This is a genomic window from Dolichospermum sp. UHCC 0260, assembly GCF_009711985.1.
GTDB lineage: Bacteria > Cyanobacteriota > Cyanobacteriia > Cyanobacteriales > Nostocaceae > Dolichospermum > Dolichospermum lemmermannii.
Genome location: NZ_VIKZ01000073.1, coordinates 1 through 16723 on the forward strand (window position 1 = coordinate 1; position 16723 = coordinate 16723).

A 16723-nucleotide genomic window follows, 5' to 3' on the forward strand; every position below is an offset into this window, starting at 1 on the left:
TAAGAAAATTTCTAATCATAAACAATTATTAGCAGATGAAGATTTTATCAATACTTCCCGACAATATTTAACAGTTAATACTCCTTTAAAAGATTTGATGTTTCGTCATACCCGCGATACATTGAGACAATATTATCAACGTGGATTATTAGCCCAAGATATTCCTAGTAGAATTGTGCAAGATAATGCCATTAGTTTAGAAATTAACCGTGAAGTTCCGCTTTATCAAGCTGTTAGTAATTATGTCCGTCATTTTTACAGACTAGCACAAAAAGATCAGCGTACCTGTCGCGGTTTTTTAATGACTTTGTACAGGAAACGTTTAACCAGTTCATTCTACGCTATCAAAGCATCTTTACAACGGGGTTTAGATTGTTTATTAACTAAACAAGGCAGTTTTATTACAGAAGATGATTATGCCGATATTGATGAAGCTAATGATGCAGTAATTTCGGGAATGGAATCTTTCTTTGAAGAAGTAGACCCCCAGGAAATTCAATATTTAGAAGATTTATTACAGCAATTTGAAAATACAGGAGAAGATAGCAAACTTTCCCATTTTATTCAGATCTTACGTCAAGAATTAAGCCAAAGAGAAAGTGCTATTGTTTTTACTCAATACACAGATACAATGGACTATTTACGAGATGCTTTAAAAGAATTATATGGTAGTCAAGTAGCTTGTTATTCTGGACGTGGTGGGGAATTATTAAAAGTTAACACTCAACATTCAACAGGGAACAGTGAACCTACTTGGTGTGTAGTTCCTAAAGAAGAAATTAAATGCAAATTTCGCCAGGATGAAATTAAAATTCTACTTTGTACGGAATCTGCATCAGAAGGATTAAATTTGCAAAATTGTGGGGTATTAATCAATTATGATATGCCCTGGAATCCCATGCGAGTAGAACAACGGATAGGCAGAATTGATAGAATTGGACAAAGATATACTACTGTCCGCATTCACAATTTTTATTATGATGGCACTGTAGAAGCAAAAGTTTATAGAAAATTGCGCGATCGCATTAACGCCTTTGCTACAGTTGTTGGTAATCTCCAACCCATTTTAGCTAAAGTTCCCACTTTCATTGAACAAGCTGCGATGAGTGCAGATCCAGAAGAAGAGGATGTATTAATGTCTGAGTTTGACTCGGTATTAAACGCACCTCTCCGTTCAGGAATTGAAGCAATGGTAACAATGGATTTAGATGCTGATTTAGCGGAAATTCAAAAGCCTATTCCACCTACTCCTTTTACACCAGAAACCATTGAACATTTATTTACCACATCAACAATTTTAAAATCTACTGGGGTGATTTTTCAGCCAAAAGACGAAAAAACGTGGCTATTTACCTATAAAAACCGGGAATACATGATTACTTTTTACCCAGATGTATTTGATGAAATACCTTCTTTAATTCTCATGAATTTTGGAGAACCCTTGTTTGCAGAATTGTTGCGGTTAGTTCAGAACCAGGGGAAACGCAGCTAATTTTTTTGACAAAATGTAACTTATCAGGAGAACACATCTGTGCTTTAGACAAAAAATAGAGAATGTGGGGGTTGACATTCGGTTTTAAATTTGTTATCATAAAATTGATAAGGAAGAACTATCATAAAATAATTCTGTAGATTGGGGATGATGGGAGGAAAACCAATACCTAATTCCTGATGTTAAAGACTTAAATAAATAAAATTAACTTATTTTGAACTTGGTTTGAGCATTTACGTTAATCTTGTAGCTGTAATCGTTTATTTAACTTGATTCAGAAGTCACTAGATAATGAATTTTTGCCAAACATGATTTTAATTACAGATTGATTATGTTGAATATAGCTGATTTCCCGTGGCTGACGACGATTATTTTATTTCCCATAGCCGCGTCACTGCTGCTTCCTATCATCCCAGATAAAGACGGAAAAACGGTGCGCTGGTATTCTCTCACTGTGGGGCTGATAGATTTTGGCCTAATTGTCTGCGCTTTTTATACTAGCTACGATTTCGCTAATCCCGATTTGCAACTGGTGGAAAGTTATCCCTGGGTTCCACAGTTGGGTTTAAATTGGTCATTAGGGGTTGATGGCTTGTCCATGCCTTTGGTTCTCTTGACCGGGTTTATTACCACTTTGGCGATTTTAGCAGCTTGGCCAGTAACGCTGAAACCAAAATTATTTTATTTCCTCATTTTGGCAATGTATGGTGGTCAAATTGCGGTTTTCGCTGTCCAGGATATGCTGTTATTTTTCCTGGTGTGGGAACTGGAACTTGTGCCAATATACTTCCTGCTATCAATTTGGGGCGGTAAAAAGCGTCAATATGCAGCAACTAAATTTATTTTATACACTGCTGGTGGTTCGCTGTTTATTTTACTGTCTTCCTTGACAATGGGATTTTATGGCGATACTGTGACTTTTGATATGCGATCGCTCGCATTGAAAGACTACGCCCTGAATTTACAACTTTTACTCTACGCTGGCTTCCTGATTGCCTACGCTGTCAAGTTGCCGATTATTCCCCTCCATACCTGGCTGCCAGATGCCCACGGTGAAGCTACAGCGCCGGTGCATATGTTACTAGCAGGTATTTTGCTAAAAATGGGTGGTTATGCCTTAATTCGCATGAATGCCCAAATGCTACCCGATGCCCACGCTTATTTTGCACCCGCATTAGTAGTTTTGGGGGTAGTAAATATCATCTACGCTGCCCTAACCTCCTTTGCCCAGAGGAATTTAAAACGGAAAATTGCCTACTCTTCAATTTCCCACATGGGCTTTGTTCTGATTGGGATTGCCTCTTTTACTGATTTGGGTTTAAGTGGGGCAGTTTTACAAATGGTTTCTCACGGATTAATTGGGGCAAGTTTGTTCTTTTTAGTCGGTGCAACTTATGATCGCACACACACCTTAATGTTAGATGAAATGGGTGGTGTCGGTAAGAAGATGCAGAAGATTTTCGCCATGTTTACAACTTGTTCCATGGCTTCTTTGGCATTACCAGGAATGAGCGGTTTTGTCGCCGAATTAATGGTATTTGTGGGCTTTGCCACTAGCGATGCTTATAACCCAACATTCAAAGTTATTGTCATTTTCTTGATGGCTGTTGGTGTGATTTTAACGCCAATTTATCTACTATCAATGTTGCGCGAGATTTTCTACGGACAAGAGAATGAAGAGTTGGTTTCTCATCAAAATTTAATAGATGCTGAACCCCGCGAAGTCTTTATTATTGCTTGTTTGTTGATACCTATTATTGGTATTGGTTTTTATCCCAAATTGCTAACGCAAATGTATGACGCGACAACTGTACAATTAACAGCAAGATTGCGTGATTCTGTCCCCACGTTATTAGCAAATAAAGCGGTGGAAAATGTTTCTTTGACTGCGCCGATAATTGGTAATTAATTTATAATTACAACTGGGGTGGGTTTTATGCCTACCCTTGTTTCGCGCAGAGACGCTAAAGAGCAAAGACGCAAAGCTAATCTATATCGGCGATCACTAAACATAAAATGTAGGAACGCTTAAGCAGTATTGAGTATAAGTTTTAAAAGCTTTCATTCAAAAGCGGGTGGCGGGAATCGAACCCGCATGATCAGCTTGGAAGGCTGGAGTTTTACCACTAAACTACACCCGCGTGCTTCTGACTTAACTAAGATAACATAGCTTTTATCAAATTGCAAGTAGCTATGGAGAATTTATGGGTTTAATTTTAAGACGAATATATAAATTGCTCAAATCGGGTTTTGATCCATCTTGATTATAAGCAGCAAGAAAACTCTCTTGTGCAAATATCTGGTTAAGTGCTTGTTCATAAATATTTGCTTGGCTGCGGAGTGCGGCTGGTTCAATCGTTATCACTATCGCTTGTTGAAATTGTCCATTTTTATCAATTATTAAACTAGCCAGTATATTTGCTGGTTTCAAATCCTCGTCGCTGGGAAGTATACCAGCCTCTAATTCCTTTTCTGTACTTCCTTTATATTCAGCCAGAACATCTGGTAAAGCATCTGCTATCAGTTGTTTTTGTTGTATTAATTCACTAATTTCTTCTTTCAGTATAGGACTGACGGTAGCTATAGCACCCCCTCTATTAGCCGTTAGGGAAGGTTCTGTTGTGGGAGTTGGGGAATCAGCAGGAATATCTTTGGGAAGAAGAGTTCCCACTCCTAGTTTAACTTCTTGACGATTATTCCAAGGACGTTCACTTTCGGGAATTATTGATGTTGGTTCTGGTGTTGGGTTTGTTGGATATGATTGTTGTCTAACTGGTGGTTTTTCAACTTCAGTTTTTTCAACTTCAGTTTTTTCAACTTCAGTTTTTTCAACTTCAGTTTTTTCAACTTCAGTTTTTTCAACTTCAGTTTTTTCAACTTCAGGTTTTCTAACTTCAGTTTTTTCAACTTCAGGTTTTCTAACTTCAGGTTTTTCAACTTCAGGTTTTCTAACTTCAGGTTTTTCAACTTCAGGTTTTCTAACTTCAGGTTTTCTAACTTCAGGTTGTTCAGATTTATCTTGTTCTGGTAAATTAACACTAGAATCAGCATCATCTTGATTACTGAGTTTAACAGATGCTGATTTTGGTGAAGTTGAAAAAGAAGATTGTGGTTTAATCTTTGGAGTTGTTGATTGGGTTTTGATTTGAGATTTTGGTTCAGAAGCAATTTCGATTAAGTCAATGGGAATCGAACTTTGGTTAGACTGGGGAAACCACGCTTGAAACTCATTTGATGAACGCATTAACCAAAATACTAATAAATGAAGAGACACAGAACCAATACAAACAAAAGTCCATAACCAAGGAGGATCAGTATGTCGTTTGAAGTTTTTAGATGTAATTGAACTATCATTTAAATGATTATTTGTAACGGTTGGTATCATGTTAATTTAAAAGTTGGATCTAACTAAAGAAAGAATTGCCAAAATTTTTAGTAAAGATGGTAGCGTTATGAATAATACATCAGGTTGACTTATAGCCAAAGTATACTATTAAAGAAACACCTCTTTCTAAATTTAGCAATCAGCAATCACAACTAATAATAAGGCGTTGTCCTTTTAGGTAAAATGTCCCCCAGGATTGAGTATTATTCTAGGTTATGATTCTATTATCCATTACTCAGTACCTATCCCATCAGCTTCTTTAGTTCCCAAGTAGGGAAATTTTTTAGCTCGAATCCGCTCAGATATTTCGGTTAGATCGGTTTTACCACCTTGATGATAAGTTACTCTAACTACATAATGATTAACTAATTGTTTTCTTTAAGATACCATTTAGTTATAATTGGCAAAGGTACTAGGAAAATATCCTGTTATAGCTGTTGCCAGGTAGGTGAGAACGGACAGTCATCAAAAAAGTGAGTCCCCAAAACACTTTCAATCTTTCTGTCCCCTGCTATTAATCAAATTAATCCCCAACTAGCTTTGAAATCCTGGTTTTTTAACCCTACCCAACCCCAAGCCAGATCAGAAACCGCTACTCTACCTGTTGGACAACTCCAAATTCGTGTAGCTACACCTGATGATCTCATGAATATTGCTCAAATTGTGGCGCAAAGCTTTCACTCTCAGCAGGGTTTATGGGGTTGGACTTTCGCTTTGTTTCGTATGGGTATTTATGAAGATCTCAGGCATCGTCTTCAGTCTCCCACAAGCCATCATATTTGTTTGGTTGCTGTTGATGCTGCCAGTGAAGATCAGAAAATTATGGGAACTATAGAAATGGGTGTCAGGATTACTGATGCTTGGACTAGTATAAATCCAGGTTTCCCTTATCTATCTAATTTAGCTGTTCACCCCAGTTACCGCAGATTGGGTGTAGGTGCTAGTTTACTGGTTCGCTGTGAGCAAATCTCCCAAGAATGGGGATTTCAAGACTTGTATCTCCATGTTTTGGAAAACAATCATCAAGCCCGTCAGCTTTATTTTAAGTTGGCATATCGGGTATATAAAGTTGAATCCCCTTGGAATGCACTTTTTCTCAGTCGCTCACGTCAGATATTACTACATAAACGAATATAGCAGGAGTCACTGAGTCAGTTTTTGTATTGATCAGTTTGAATTTTTTTCCCCGCAGAAATAGTTGTTAATATTCCAGATGAAGCTTTTGCTATTTTGGTTGGTGTGTTGACACAAACTGCAATAATAGTTCGCCGCATAGGTATTGATCTTGATAATTAATGGAGAATAATTATTCCCTATTCATGTAAAGCAATTTGTATTCGCTCTGTTGTGCGCGTGTTTTCTGCTGGTGTGCCGATAGTGATTCGTAAGCCATTGGGTAGAAGTCTAATCAGAGTCCCCTGACTTCTGAGTTTTTGGTTAAGATTTGTTAAAATTGTAACTAGTGAGTGAGCATCATCAGTTTTAACACGCAAGTAAATAAAGTTGGTGGTGCTGGGTGTAATTTCTAGATTCGGGTGTGTTGATAAAGCTGTGATCATTTTGGTTCTTTCACTCAGGGTTTGGGGAATTGACTCTAGTAAAAGTTGCCGATTTTCTAAAGCTATGAGGGCAGCAGCGATGGAAAAGCTGGGAAGATTGTAAGGAAGACGGACTTTTTCTAAAATAGCGATCGCATCTGGATGTGCGATACAATAACCTACACGCATGGCGGCAAGACGAAAGGCTTTGGAAAAAGTCCGTAATATTATCCAATTAGGATGTTGTAATAATTCCGCAGCTAAAGTAGTTTGACTAAATTCAAAGTAAGCTTCATCAATAACTACTAAAATTTCTTCTGGTAAACTTTTTAACCATTCTAGTTCTGCTGTTGTTAAACAATTAGCTGTGGGGGAATTGGGGTGAACGACAAAAACGACGCGAATAGGGGGATTTTGTGTTTGGGCAATGGCAGATTTAGCTGCTTCTAAATCAGTTTCAAAATTGCTTTGATTTCTCCCGACTGTAACCACAGGAATGCCCAAAGTCTGCGCCAAAATTCCATACATGGAAAAGGTAGGATTGGCAACTAATATAGCACCTTCTCCTCCTAAACAGGTGGCAATTAATAGGGATCTAATTAATTCATCTGAACCATTACCAACGGAAATATTATCAGCGGTGAAAGTTGAATTTGCCAGATTTGCCGATTCGTTGACATATTGGGAAATGGCATTTTTGAGGGTTTCGTGTCCACCATCAGGATAACGATTAGTTTCAATAAGTTGTTGATAAGTCCAAGCTAATTTTTCTTTGATTTCTGGTGGTAAATCTAAGGGACTTTCATTAGTATCTAATCGGTCAAATTGAATAGCGACTGGTTCGGCATTATCACTACCAGGATGAGCTTTATAAGCGTTAAGTTTGGATAAATCGGAACGGATAAATTTAAGCATTTGTTATTGGTGATTGGTGATTGGTGATTGGTGATTGGTGATTGGTGATTATATACCTTGTTCCCAGTCTCTGACTGGGAATACTATCACAGAGGCTCTGCCTCTACTGTTATGGAAAATGAAGGCAGAGCCTTCTATAATTCATTCCCATACAGAGTATGGGAACGAGAAAATTTTTTAACTTACCTTTGGGGGTTAAAGTCCCCTGCTTCTACAAGCAGCGGGTTTTGCGTCGGGGTAAAATCCCCGTTGCAAAACGTAATTCTAAATTCTAAATTCTAAATTCTGCATTCTTTTAACATTCAGATTTACTAATATTGCATTAATTACAGAATCAATCACAGTAGCAACACAAGGAATAGCGATGGCATTACCAGTTAATTTTCGCATGGTTTGATAACTTCCTACTATTTTATAAGATTCTGGAAAACCTTGCAATCTTAACATTTCTCTTTCTGTTAATCTTCTTTCTCCATTGACTAATAAATAATTATAAGATGCTCCTGCTCTCAATGCACAGGAATAAGGATATACACTGATATTACCAGATTTATTTTCATGCCATATTGTTGGTTGATCATATTTTTGATTAAGCTTGACTTTTTCTAAACGATTTTGGCGAATTTTTTCAGATGCGTAATAAAAGTCAGAAACAGATTTTTCTAATATTTCTGATAAAGGCTGCATAGGCATTTTGATTAATGGCCAATTAAAATTATGATGATGAGTTTGATTTTTTAACCCGACTATCAAAATCCTTTCTCGTTTTTGCGGTAAACCAAAATTAAGAGCATTAAGAATTTGATAATCTGTATAATATCCTAAACCTTTTAATGTATTAATAATTATTTGTAATGTTTGCCCTTGTTGATGTCCTTTTAGTTGTTTGACATTTTCTAATATAAAAGCTGAAGGTTGTTTATTTTTAATAATTCTGGCAATATCAAAAAATAATGTTCCTCTAGTATCTTCAAATCCTTTCAGTTCTCCACAAATGCTAAAAGGTTGACAAGGAAAACCACCTAATAGTATATCATGGTCAGGAATATCATTTTCATCAATTTTTGTAATATCTCCTATGGGTGTTTCTCCAAAATTTTCTAAATATATTTTTTGGGCATTTATATCAATGTCACTAGAAAAAACACATTGGCATGGAATTTTATAATTATGACAAATCCTTTCAATTGCTAATCTAAATCCACCTGTACCACTAAATAAGTCTATAAACTTGATCATTCACTTTGATGAAATATATGCAAACTAAACCTATCACAATTTTAGGGGTTTAGCAGTGCTAAACCCCTACCAAATACAATTATCGCATGGTAACAAATTCCTCTGCTGCTGAGGGATGAATACCTACAGTGGCATCAAAATCAGCTTTAGTTGCCCCCATTTTCACAGCAATAGCGACACCTTGAATAATTTCTGCGGCGCTATCTCCCACCATGTGAGCGCCTAAAATCTTATCAGTGTTAGTATCTACTATCAACTTCATCATGGTTTTTTCTTGCTTACCCGGTAAAGTGTAGTACATGGGGCGGAAGCTAGTTCGATAAATTTTGATATTATCATCACCGAATTTGTCCCTAGCTTGGGCTTCTGTCAAACCCACTGTAGCCGCTTCTGGGGTGGTAAATACGGCAGTAGCTACGGTTTCGTGACTGAATTCGCGACGATTGTTGCCAAATTCACTATCAGCAAAAGCACGTCCTTCTCCAATAGCCACGGGTGTTAAATTTAAGCGGTCTGTGACATCACCAACAGCATAAATATGGGGTTGGCAAGTTTGACTATATTCATTGACGGAAATTGCATTTGAGGTGCTGTATCCTGGTTCTTCTTCAGAACTGGGAACACAGTCAAGTTGGGCATTTTCTAAGCCTAACCCCTCTATGTTGGGACTGCGACCGGTGGCTACTAAAAATACATCAGCAATGATTGGTTCTTGGTTTTCTCCCGATAAGGTTAATTTCAGTCCTGCGTCTACTTTTTCTATTGCTGTCACTTCAGTATTTTGGATAATACGAATACCATGATTCGTCATTCCTTCTTGGATACTGGTGCGGATATCTTGGTCAAAACCGTTCAAAATTTGCTCTTTGCGGATAATTTGCGTGACTTCTGAACCTAAACCGCCCATGATACAAGCAAATTCACTACCAATATAACCAGAACCAATGATAGCGATATGTTTGGGTTGGGTTTTCAGGTGAAAGATTTCATTGGAGGTAATACCGTGTTCTATACCTGGAATCTCTGGTTTAATGGGACGACCACCGACAGCAATTAAAATTTTCGCGGCTGTATATTGTTTACCATTCACTTCGACTGTGTGGGGGTCTACAAAACTAGCAAGACCGGAAATTAGTTCTACTCCGGCTTTTTCTAAAAAGCTGATGTGAAGTTTGGAAAGTCTGTTAACTTCGTTATCTATGGATGTAATAAAATGTTCCCAGTCAAATTTTACGTCTCCCACTGTCCAACCATAACCTGCGGCTTCTTGGAATTGAGCCCGAAAGTGAGAACCATAAACCATGAGTTTTTTGGGGACACAACCGCGAATTACGCAAGTACCACCAACTAAATCATATTCGGCGATCGCCACTTTTGCACCATAACTAGCCGCCCGTTTAGAAGCAGCCAAACCCCCAGAACCAGCACCAATCACAAACAGGTCGTAATCAAAAGTCATAAATTTCTACTTTTTTCACTAAAAATAGACTATTCAACTATATATAGTCAAGTTGCCTAGATTTAATCTAACGTAACTAACAACTGACAACTAACAACTGTACGGGCGAAGCATTTGGAGAACTATTTTTGGCAATGACCGATAATTTATCTTCCAAATGCTTCGCCCCTACTAACAACTGACTAATAACTAATCCAATCACTCCAACTACCAGCGTAAAGTTTAGCGGTGGGAATTCCAGCTATAGCTAAAGAAAGTAAATTTACACAAGCCGTCACACCAGAACCACAATAAACTAAAATTTCTTTATTTGTATCTATATTTTGCCAGTGTTGAGATTGTTCTGCCGGAGGAAGTAGGCAACCAAAAGTATCAGTTATTTCTTGCCAAGGATAATTAACAGCACCGGGAATATGTCCAGCAATTTTATCAATTGGTTCTCTTTCTCCACGATAGCGTTCTCCTTCTCTGGAGTCTACTAAAACTACATCTAGACTATCTTTGTGATTTTTTACATAAGTAAAATCTACAACTTTATCCTTTTGGATTTGGGGAATAAATATTCCTCTTGCAGCAGTAGGAATTATATCTGTAACAGTATAACCTGCTTTTTGCCAACGGTCAAAGCCACCATCTAAAACAGCTACTTGTTCATGTCCTAAATACCGCAATAACCACCATAAACGAGATGCAAAAGCCAAGCGAGAATCATCATAAGCTACTACTAAAGTTTTTTGAGAATTTACCCCAATTGCTGATAATTTTTCGGCTAACTCTGTGGTATTTGGTAAAGGATGCCTGCCCCCATGTTCTTGTACAGGACTAGATAAATCTTGATTTAAGTCTAAATAATAAGAGCCTGGGATATGATTAGCTTGATACTGTTTTTTTCCTAATTCGGCATCAGCTAAAGAAAACCGGCAATCAACAATCACAACTTGAGAATTATTGAGATTTTCCAACAGCCATTGTGGAGAAACAATAAATTGATTATTCATGGGTAACTGGTAATTGGTAATTAGTAATTGGTAATTGGTGAAAACTATTCTTCTTTCTTCTTTCTTCTTCCTCCTGACTCCTGACTCCTGACTCCTGACTCCTGACTCCTGACTCCTGAACTCCTGAACTCCTAAACTCCTAAAATGTTTACACCCCAACAAACGCAAGATGGTTCTTTTACCTTTTTTTCCACAGAGTTTAATGAAGCCTTTCATAGTCACTATGGAGCAAAACAAGAGAGTTTCCTGAAGTTTGCTGTTCCGACTCGATTACCAATATTAGCCGAAACGGGATTTGTGCGGCTGCTAGATGTTTGTTATGGTCTAGGATACAATACAGCGGCAGCTTTACAGACAATTTGGCAAGTAAATCCTCGTTGCCGTGTGGAAGTAATTGGCTTAGAACTAAATCCCATTGTCCCCCAGGCGGCAATTAACCATCACTTATTCAATGGTTGGGACGACAAATATATAAAAATTTTAACTCAAATAGCGTTTGCACATCAAATCCACATAGATTATTTGCAAGCTACTTTACTAATTGGTGATGCTAGAAGCTTAATTCTCCAAGTACATGAATCGGGTTTTCAAGCAGATGCAATTTTTCTTGATCCCTTTTCACCTCCGCAATGTCCACAATTATGGACAGTGGAATTTATCCAAAAAGTATCAAAGTGTTTACACCCAAATGGGTTGCTGGCTACTTATTCCTGTGCTGCGGCCGTAAGGACTGCATTGTTAGCTGCGGGTTTGGTTGTCAGTTCTACTCCACCGATAGGAAGACGGACTCCAGGGACTATTGCTGGACATCCCAAACATGGTGAGGAATCAACTATATCCTCTTTACCGCCTCTTTCACAAGCTGAAGCAGAACATTTACGAACTCGTGCTGCTATTCCTTATCGAGATCCTAGTTTAAGTGATACCGCTGCAATGATACTCAAAAGACGACAAGAAGAAGTGCAAGTTTCTACATTGGAATCAAGTTCACAATGGCGCAAAAGGTGGCGAAGATAGGGATTGAAGACACTCTGCTGGGAATCGGCCTAAATCCTGGAAGTCATGATGGCAGGTGTAACAGAGGTATTTTTGATACTATAAGGGCTGGAAATTGCTACTTCAGTTGCCCATCCTGGCTTGAGATTCTGGAACAAACGGTCAGGAGTCATGTCCATAGTAGCACAAAGAGGATCATTATAACCGTTGCCAGGCCCCCATTCCCAGGCGTACCAGCCAATTTCGTGTTTGTGACATTCTTCTAAGATGGTTTTGTAGTCAATTTCTCCATCTGAACTACATCCACTTTTATTTTCACCAGCATAAGCTCCAAATTTGGAGAACTCGCCGACAATGAGGGGATAACCTAGATTAACTGACTTTTGCAACTGCGATCGCACAAAGTTAGCATCAGCACCATTAGATATACCCCAATAAAGGTGAACTGAAAACAGTAAATTGTTGTCTGGGTCAGCCTTGAGTAAAGTAGATGCAGTAGCATCGAGGATGCCGAGATTTTTACCCCAGTCGGGAGCATCTATTACTAAAGGAGTACGAATTCCTGCGGCTCGCATAGATTGAATAGCTGTTGTATAACCATTAATAAATTGAGTTTCAGTTACCTGATCATTTCCAGCTTCATTGGCAATATTAACTAATAGATATTGTTGATATTTTTGGATTAAATTGACAACATTAGGCTGAACCCAGTAATCAACTAATGTCTGAAGACGATTCCATTCTCCTGTGGCATCATGTAACTCAATCATGGGAATAAGTTGATTATTTATGGCATTGTTAATCAGTTGATCCAGGACATTAATATCTGTTGTCCCTTGTTGAGTTGTGATAGCCCAAACAATTCTGACTGTATTTGCCCCCGTTTTGCGAATTTCTGGGAAGGAAATACTGCCAGTGGGATCTTCTCCATCCCATACAGACATTTTGTTAACTCCGCGCAGAATTACTTTGTTGCCAAGCTGATCATATAGGTTTCTACCCTGGATATAAAAAGTAGTTTTTTGAGGAGTGTTGCGATTAATTTTTTGACGGTTTTTTTTGAACTTAACCAACTTAGCAACAGCTTCATAAGAAAACAATAAATTAGCAGCGAAACTAACTCCAAACCAAGTTAAAAATTGACGACGATTCATAAATAAATCCTTGTTTTAATTGCAAATATTTCTATCAATATTGCTGACTTGGGAATTGTTTTTGAGATAATTATCTAACCAGTTACAACCCCGATCAATTAGATGATCAAAATCGAGAGTTTCGGCATTCCAGATTTCCACAAGTCCATCATCACTTACCGTAGCAATTTTTTTGCCATCAGGACTGAAGTTAACATTCAAAAAAGCATAACCATGTCCTTCAAGAGTTTTAATTTCTTGACCATTTTCTACACTCCAAAGTCGAATTGTGCCATCAGAACTAGCAGAAGCTAGAATTTTACTGTCAGGACTAAAGCTAAATTTAGTAACTCCCGCAGTATGACCTTTGAAAGTTTTGATTTCCTGACCTTCTAAACTCCAGAGTTTAATCGTTTTATCCTGACTACTAGAGGCAATTGTCTTACCATCAGGACTGAAACGAACATTAGTGATATAACTATTATGTCCTTTGAAAGTTTTCAGATTTTTTCCCTCTAAATTCCAAAGTTTTATTGTCCCGTCATGATGACCAGAAGCAATCATCATGCCATCAGGACTAAAATTAACACTACGAACCCTACCACCATTTCCTATCAAAGTTCTCAGTTCTTGATTATTTATATCCCATAGTTTAACCGTACCATCATAACTAGCAGTTGCCAGAATTTTACCGTTAGGACTAAAGTTGACATCAATAACTTGATCTTTGTGTCCTTGAAAAGTTTTAATGTTTTCACCATCAAGACTCCAAATCTTAACCGTTTGATCAAAACCTACAGTAGCAATTGTATTACCATCGGGACTAAAGGTAATGTTCCAAATCCGATTCCAATCAAGATTACTGTTGGGACTAATAGATTTAAGTTTTTGACCATCAATGCTCCAAAGCTGAATAGTTTTATCATCTCCTGCTGAAGCAATGATTTTACCATCGGGACTAAAATTAATAGCCCAAAGAGAGTCAGAATGTCCAATTAAAGTTTTGGGTTCTTGATCAAGATTCCAAAGTTTAACTGTATTGTCAGCGCTCGCAGAGGCAATAATTTTATGATCGGGATTAAAACTCACACTAAAAACAGAATTATTATGCCCTTTGAGAGTTTTCAATTCTTTACCTTCAATACTCCACAATTTAACTGTGTTGTCAGCACTACCAGAAATGATCGTCTGACCATCGGAGCTAAAGCTAACACTAGTAACATAATTATCATGTTTGCCAATAGTTTTGAGTTCTTTTCCATCTAAATTCCAAAGTTTAATAGTAGTGTCTCCTCCCGCAGTAACTATGGTTTTTCCGTCAGGACTAAAACTAACATCAAAAATAGATTGATTACCTGCTTTCCAGGTTTTAATTTTTTCTCCATTTGCACTCCAAATAATTATAAATCCCCCTAAATCAGCCGTAATGATGTTTTTGCTATTAAGACTACAACTAATACTCCAAATAGGAAATTTATGACCTTTGAGAGTTTTAATTCCTTGTCCATCAATACTCCAAAGTTGAATAGTATTGTCTTGACTAGGAGCAGCAAGGATTTTACTATCAGGAATAAAACAAAGACTATTCATGAAATTATCTTGGTTATCTTGTCCTTTTAAAGTGATTAATTTTTCTCCATTTATTTGCCATATTTTGATAGTATTATTTGCACTTATAGCCGCAATTATTTTATTATCTGGACTAAATTTAACATTTCTAAACCTTTGATTATTATCAATAAATCTTCTGATTTCTTTGCCATTGATATTCCATAGTCTAACTGTATTATCTTCACTAGCAGTAGCAATTATTTTTCCATTTGGGCTAAAAGTTACACTTCTGACAGCATCATTATGTCCTTCTAAACGATTTCGTTCTCTGACTTTATAAACTGCTCTTTGTAATGCTAATTTTACAGATTCTTTAGTGTTAGCATCTGTCCAAGTTGCTGATTTTAATTGTCTAGCTGCTTTTATGGCTGCAATCAAAGCATCAAGTTCTCTATTTGAGTTTAATAAAGCATGGGAAGATATACTCAAAGATGTGATTTTTTCTAATTGTATATCCTTAATCATTCTATTTGCCCAAATTCCAGTAGACATCACTGTAACTATGCTAATTACTAATACTCCTCCTCCTATTTGAATCCGTTTTTTAGCTTTTTGATTAGCTACTAATAAAACATCATTTGCTGTTGCTAAAATCCCAGATGCTTCTGCTTCTATTTGTAATTTTTTCTGAATATCTCGCTTTTCTAATTCCTGACTAGCATCTAAGAATTTACGATCTAAATCGCTTAAACCTTTATCTGCTGCCCAATTACGAGCATCTTGTAAACTTTGACCACGCAATAACCGCGACTCATCTTGAAAATTGGAACTCACCCAAATATTTAAATTTTGAGAGTAAGGTCGAATATTTGCTAAGACTTTATCTAGCCATATTTGATTAAATATTTCCGCATAAATGCAATTATAAATTCTCAATTTTCCCTGTTGTTTAACAATTAATCCTGTTAGTCGTAATTGAGTTTGTTCAGGACTATCATCGGCAATTATTTCTCCATGGTTTAATATTTGCTGATATAATCCTAATAATCGTCCAGTTTGATTTTCTGAACTTTGTAAAATTCGATCACGGATAGTTTTTAAATGTTCTGGTTCATCTTGTGCTTCCCAATTTTCGATAATTTGAGTTTGGACTAATTTTGCTACATATTCATTTTCCTGAAACTCTGGAAATGAATTATTAGAAATACAAATTAATTGACAAAGTTTTTGCGTTAAAAATGGTTGTCCTCCAGTCCACTTTAACACCTCTGATAATATTGCCTGTGGTCTAGCAACTATGTCCTCTAAACCTTGCATTAAGGATTCTACTTCATTTAATTGAAATCCATTTAATTCGATAGCTCTACCAATATTAAAAGGTGTGCGATTTTTATCAGCAATTAAATTAGAGGGAGTTGCTACTCCTAATAAACAAAAGGTGAGCCGTTGATATTCTGGATTATCTGCCCGTTGATTATAACAAGCACGAATAAAGGCAAAAAAATCATCTTTAAAACTTATCCTTAAAATACTGTCAACTTCATCAATAAAAATAATAATTTTTCCAGGAAATTCTGTTAATAGTACATCATCAATTAATTCACTTAATCGTTGTTTAGGTGGTAAAAATTCCCGTTCTCTCCACCAAGTCCCAAAATTCACTTTTTTAGACAAACCAAAACCCCGCAACAACTCAGAAACCAATCCTCCATACCATTCAGAAGGTGTAACATGACTACCAATTCTAGTTAAATCAACTGATGCACATTTTATTCCTTCTTCTTTAAGCTGTTTCATAGTATGTACGCGCAGACTCGACTTACCCATTTGCCGCGAGTTTAAAACATAACACAAGTCTCCGGTTTTTAAGCCTTCATAGAGGTCAGAATCAGCTTGTCTAATCACATAAGTAGGATGCTGATATTCTAGACTGCCTCCGAGTTTGTAGTAGTTGAAATTTGTCATACTATTTAAAAGAATGCAGAATTTAGAATTTAGAATTTAGAATTTAGAATTT

General features: G+C 37.0%; 13 protein-coding genes and 1 tRNA gene. 4 read left to right on the forward strand and 10 right to left on the reverse strand.

All coding sequences use genetic code 11. From position 1 onward, the window contains the following. Together FJR08_RS20870 and ndhD1 are read left to right on the forward strand one after the other, a co-directional pair. On the forward strand, positions 1-1492 hold a 1492-nt coding region (locus tag FJR08_RS20870), incomplete at its 5' end, for a helicase-related protein (protein WP_168634425.1). 340 nt (positions 1493-1832) lie between these two features. Then, the gene (gene ndhD1, locus FJR08_RS20875; RefSeq protein ID WP_323294611.1) at positions 1833-3401 is read left to right on the forward strand and encodes a photosynthetic/respiratory NAD(P)H-quinone oxidoreductase subunit D1; all 1569 of its coding nucleotides are present in this window, start codon (positions 1833-1835) and stop codon (positions 3399-3401) included. A 161-nt stretch (positions 3402-3562) separates the two neighbouring features. On the opposite strand, the gene FJR08_RS20880 is transcribed toward ndhD1, so the two are convergent. The 3 genes from FJR08_RS20880 to FJR08_RS24325 all read right to left on the reverse strand — a co-directional run bounded on the left by FJR08_RS20880 (position 3563) and on the right by FJR08_RS24325 (position 4546). Then, positions 3563-3633: transfer RNA gene (locus FJR08_RS20880), tRNA-Gly, on the reverse strand. 50 nt (positions 3634-3683) lie between these two features. Continuing rightward, positions 3684-4163 (reverse strand): hypothetical protein, encoded by a 480-nt coding sequence (locus FJR08_RS24320; RefSeq protein WP_168634426.1) that lies wholly within the window; start codon positions 4161-4163, stop codon positions 3684-3686. Positions 4164-4213: 50 nt separating this feature from the next. After that, on the reverse strand, positions 4214-4546 hold the full coding sequence (locus FJR08_RS24325; RefSeq protein ID WP_168634427.1) for a pentapeptide repeat-containing protein: 333 nt from the start codon (positions 4544-4546) through the stop codon (positions 4214-4216). An 871-nt stretch (positions 4547-5417) separates the two neighbouring features. Between FJR08_RS24325 and FJR08_RS20895 the strand changes: the two genes are divergently transcribed. After that, positions 5418-6014, forward strand: coding sequence for a GNAT family N-acetyltransferase (locus tag FJR08_RS20895; protein WP_174783195.1), 597 nt, complete (start codon positions 5418-5420; stop codon positions 6012-6014). Between the two features lie 176 nt (positions 6015-6190). Here FJR08_RS20895 and FJR08_RS20900 read toward each other — a convergent pair whose 3' ends face one another. From FJR08_RS20900 to FJR08_RS20915, 5 genes are all read right to left on the reverse strand, one after another. Then, on the reverse strand, positions 6191-7330 hold the full coding sequence (locus tag FJR08_RS20900; protein WP_168634428.1) for a histidinol-phosphate transaminase: 1140 nt from the start codon (positions 7328-7330) through the stop codon (positions 6191-6193). A 264-nt stretch (positions 7331-7594) separates the two neighbouring features. After that, positions 7595-8569 carry a DNA (cytosine-5-)-methyltransferase gene (gene dcm, locus FJR08_RS20905; protein ID WP_168634429.1) on the reverse strand — a complete coding sequence of 325 codons (975 nt, stop codon included), beginning with the start codon at positions 8567-8569 and terminating at the stop codon, positions 7595-7597. Between the two features lie 79 nt (positions 8570-8648). Continuing rightward, a complete protein-coding gene (gene gor / locus FJR08_RS20910; protein WP_168634430.1) occupies positions 8649-10028 on the reverse strand; it encodes a glutathione-disulfide reductase in 1380 nt (459 codons plus the stop codon). A 76-nt stretch (positions 10029-10104) separates the two neighbouring features. Continuing rightward, positions 10105-10230 carry a hypothetical protein gene (locus FJR08_RS24085; RefSeq protein ID WP_256369742.1) on the reverse strand — a complete coding sequence of 42 codons (126 nt, stop codon included), beginning with the start codon at positions 10228-10230 and terminating at the stop codon, positions 10105-10107. After that, complete coding sequence (locus tag FJR08_RS20915; RefSeq protein ID WP_168634435.1) at positions 10211-11026, reverse strand: sulfurtransferase; 816 nt, start codon at positions 11024-11026, stop codon at positions 10211-10213. The genes FJR08_RS24085 and FJR08_RS20915 overlap by 20 nt, the downstream gene beginning before the upstream one ends. Before the next feature lie 144 nt (positions 11027-11170). Here FJR08_RS20915 and FJR08_RS20920 point away from each other — a divergent pair, with 144 nt between their 5' ends. Beyond that, positions 11171-12043, forward strand: coding sequence for a tRNA (5-methylaminomethyl-2-thiouridine)(34)-methyltransferase MnmD (locus FJR08_RS20920; protein ID WP_168634431.1), 873 nt, complete (start codon positions 11171-11173; stop codon positions 12041-12043). Between the two features lie 29 nt (positions 12044-12072). On the opposite strand, the gene FJR08_RS20925 is transcribed toward FJR08_RS20920, so the two are convergent. Together FJR08_RS20925 and FJR08_RS20930 are read right to left on the reverse strand one after the other, a co-directional pair. Beyond that, entirely contained in the window at positions 12073-13176 is a 1104-nt protein-coding gene (locus FJR08_RS20925; RefSeq protein WP_148765976.1) for a cellulase family glycosylhydrolase, read from the reverse strand. A gap of 15 nt (positions 13177-13191) precedes the next feature. Beyond that, positions 13192-16671 (reverse strand): AAA-like domain-containing protein, encoded by a 3480-nt coding sequence (locus tag FJR08_RS20930; protein ID WP_168634432.1) that lies wholly within the window; start codon positions 16669-16671, stop codon positions 13192-13194. Positions 16672-16723 lie beyond the last annotated feature (52 nt).

What these genes read in the sequence shown, in the direction of transcription:
- FJR08_RS20920 (WP_168634431.1), top strand. Translation starts at nt 11,171, where the DNA reads ATGTTTACACCCCAACAAACGCAAGATGGTTCTTTTACCTTTTTTTCC.
- FJR08_RS20900 (WP_168634428.1), bottom strand. Translation starts at nt 7,330, where the DNA reads ATGCTTAAATTTATCCGTTCCGATTTATCCAAACTTAACGCTTATAAA.
- FJR08_RS20925 (WP_148765976.1), bottom strand. Translation starts at nt 13,176, where the DNA reads ATGAATCGTCGTCAATTTTTAACTTGGTTTGGAGTTAGTTTCGCTGCT.
- FJR08_RS24325 (WP_168634427.1), bottom strand. Translation starts at nt 4,546, where the DNA reads ATGATGCTGATTCTAGTGTTAATTTACCAGAACAAGATAAATCTGAAC.
- gor (WP_168634430.1), bottom strand. Translation starts at nt 10,028, where the DNA reads ATGACTTTTGATTACGACCTGTTTGTGATTGGTGCTGGTTCTGGGGGT.
- dcm (WP_168634429.1), bottom strand. Translation starts at nt 8,569, where the DNA reads ATGATCAAGTTTATAGACTTATTTAGTGGTACAGGTGGATTTAGATTA.
- FJR08_RS20930 (WP_168634432.1), bottom strand. Translation starts at nt 16,671, where the DNA reads ATGACAAATTTCAACTACTACAAACTCGGAGGCAGTCTAGAATATCAG.
- FJR08_RS20915 (WP_168634435.1), bottom strand. Translation starts at nt 11,026, where the DNA reads ATGAATAATCAATTTATTGTTTCTCCACAATGGCTGTTGGAAAATCTC.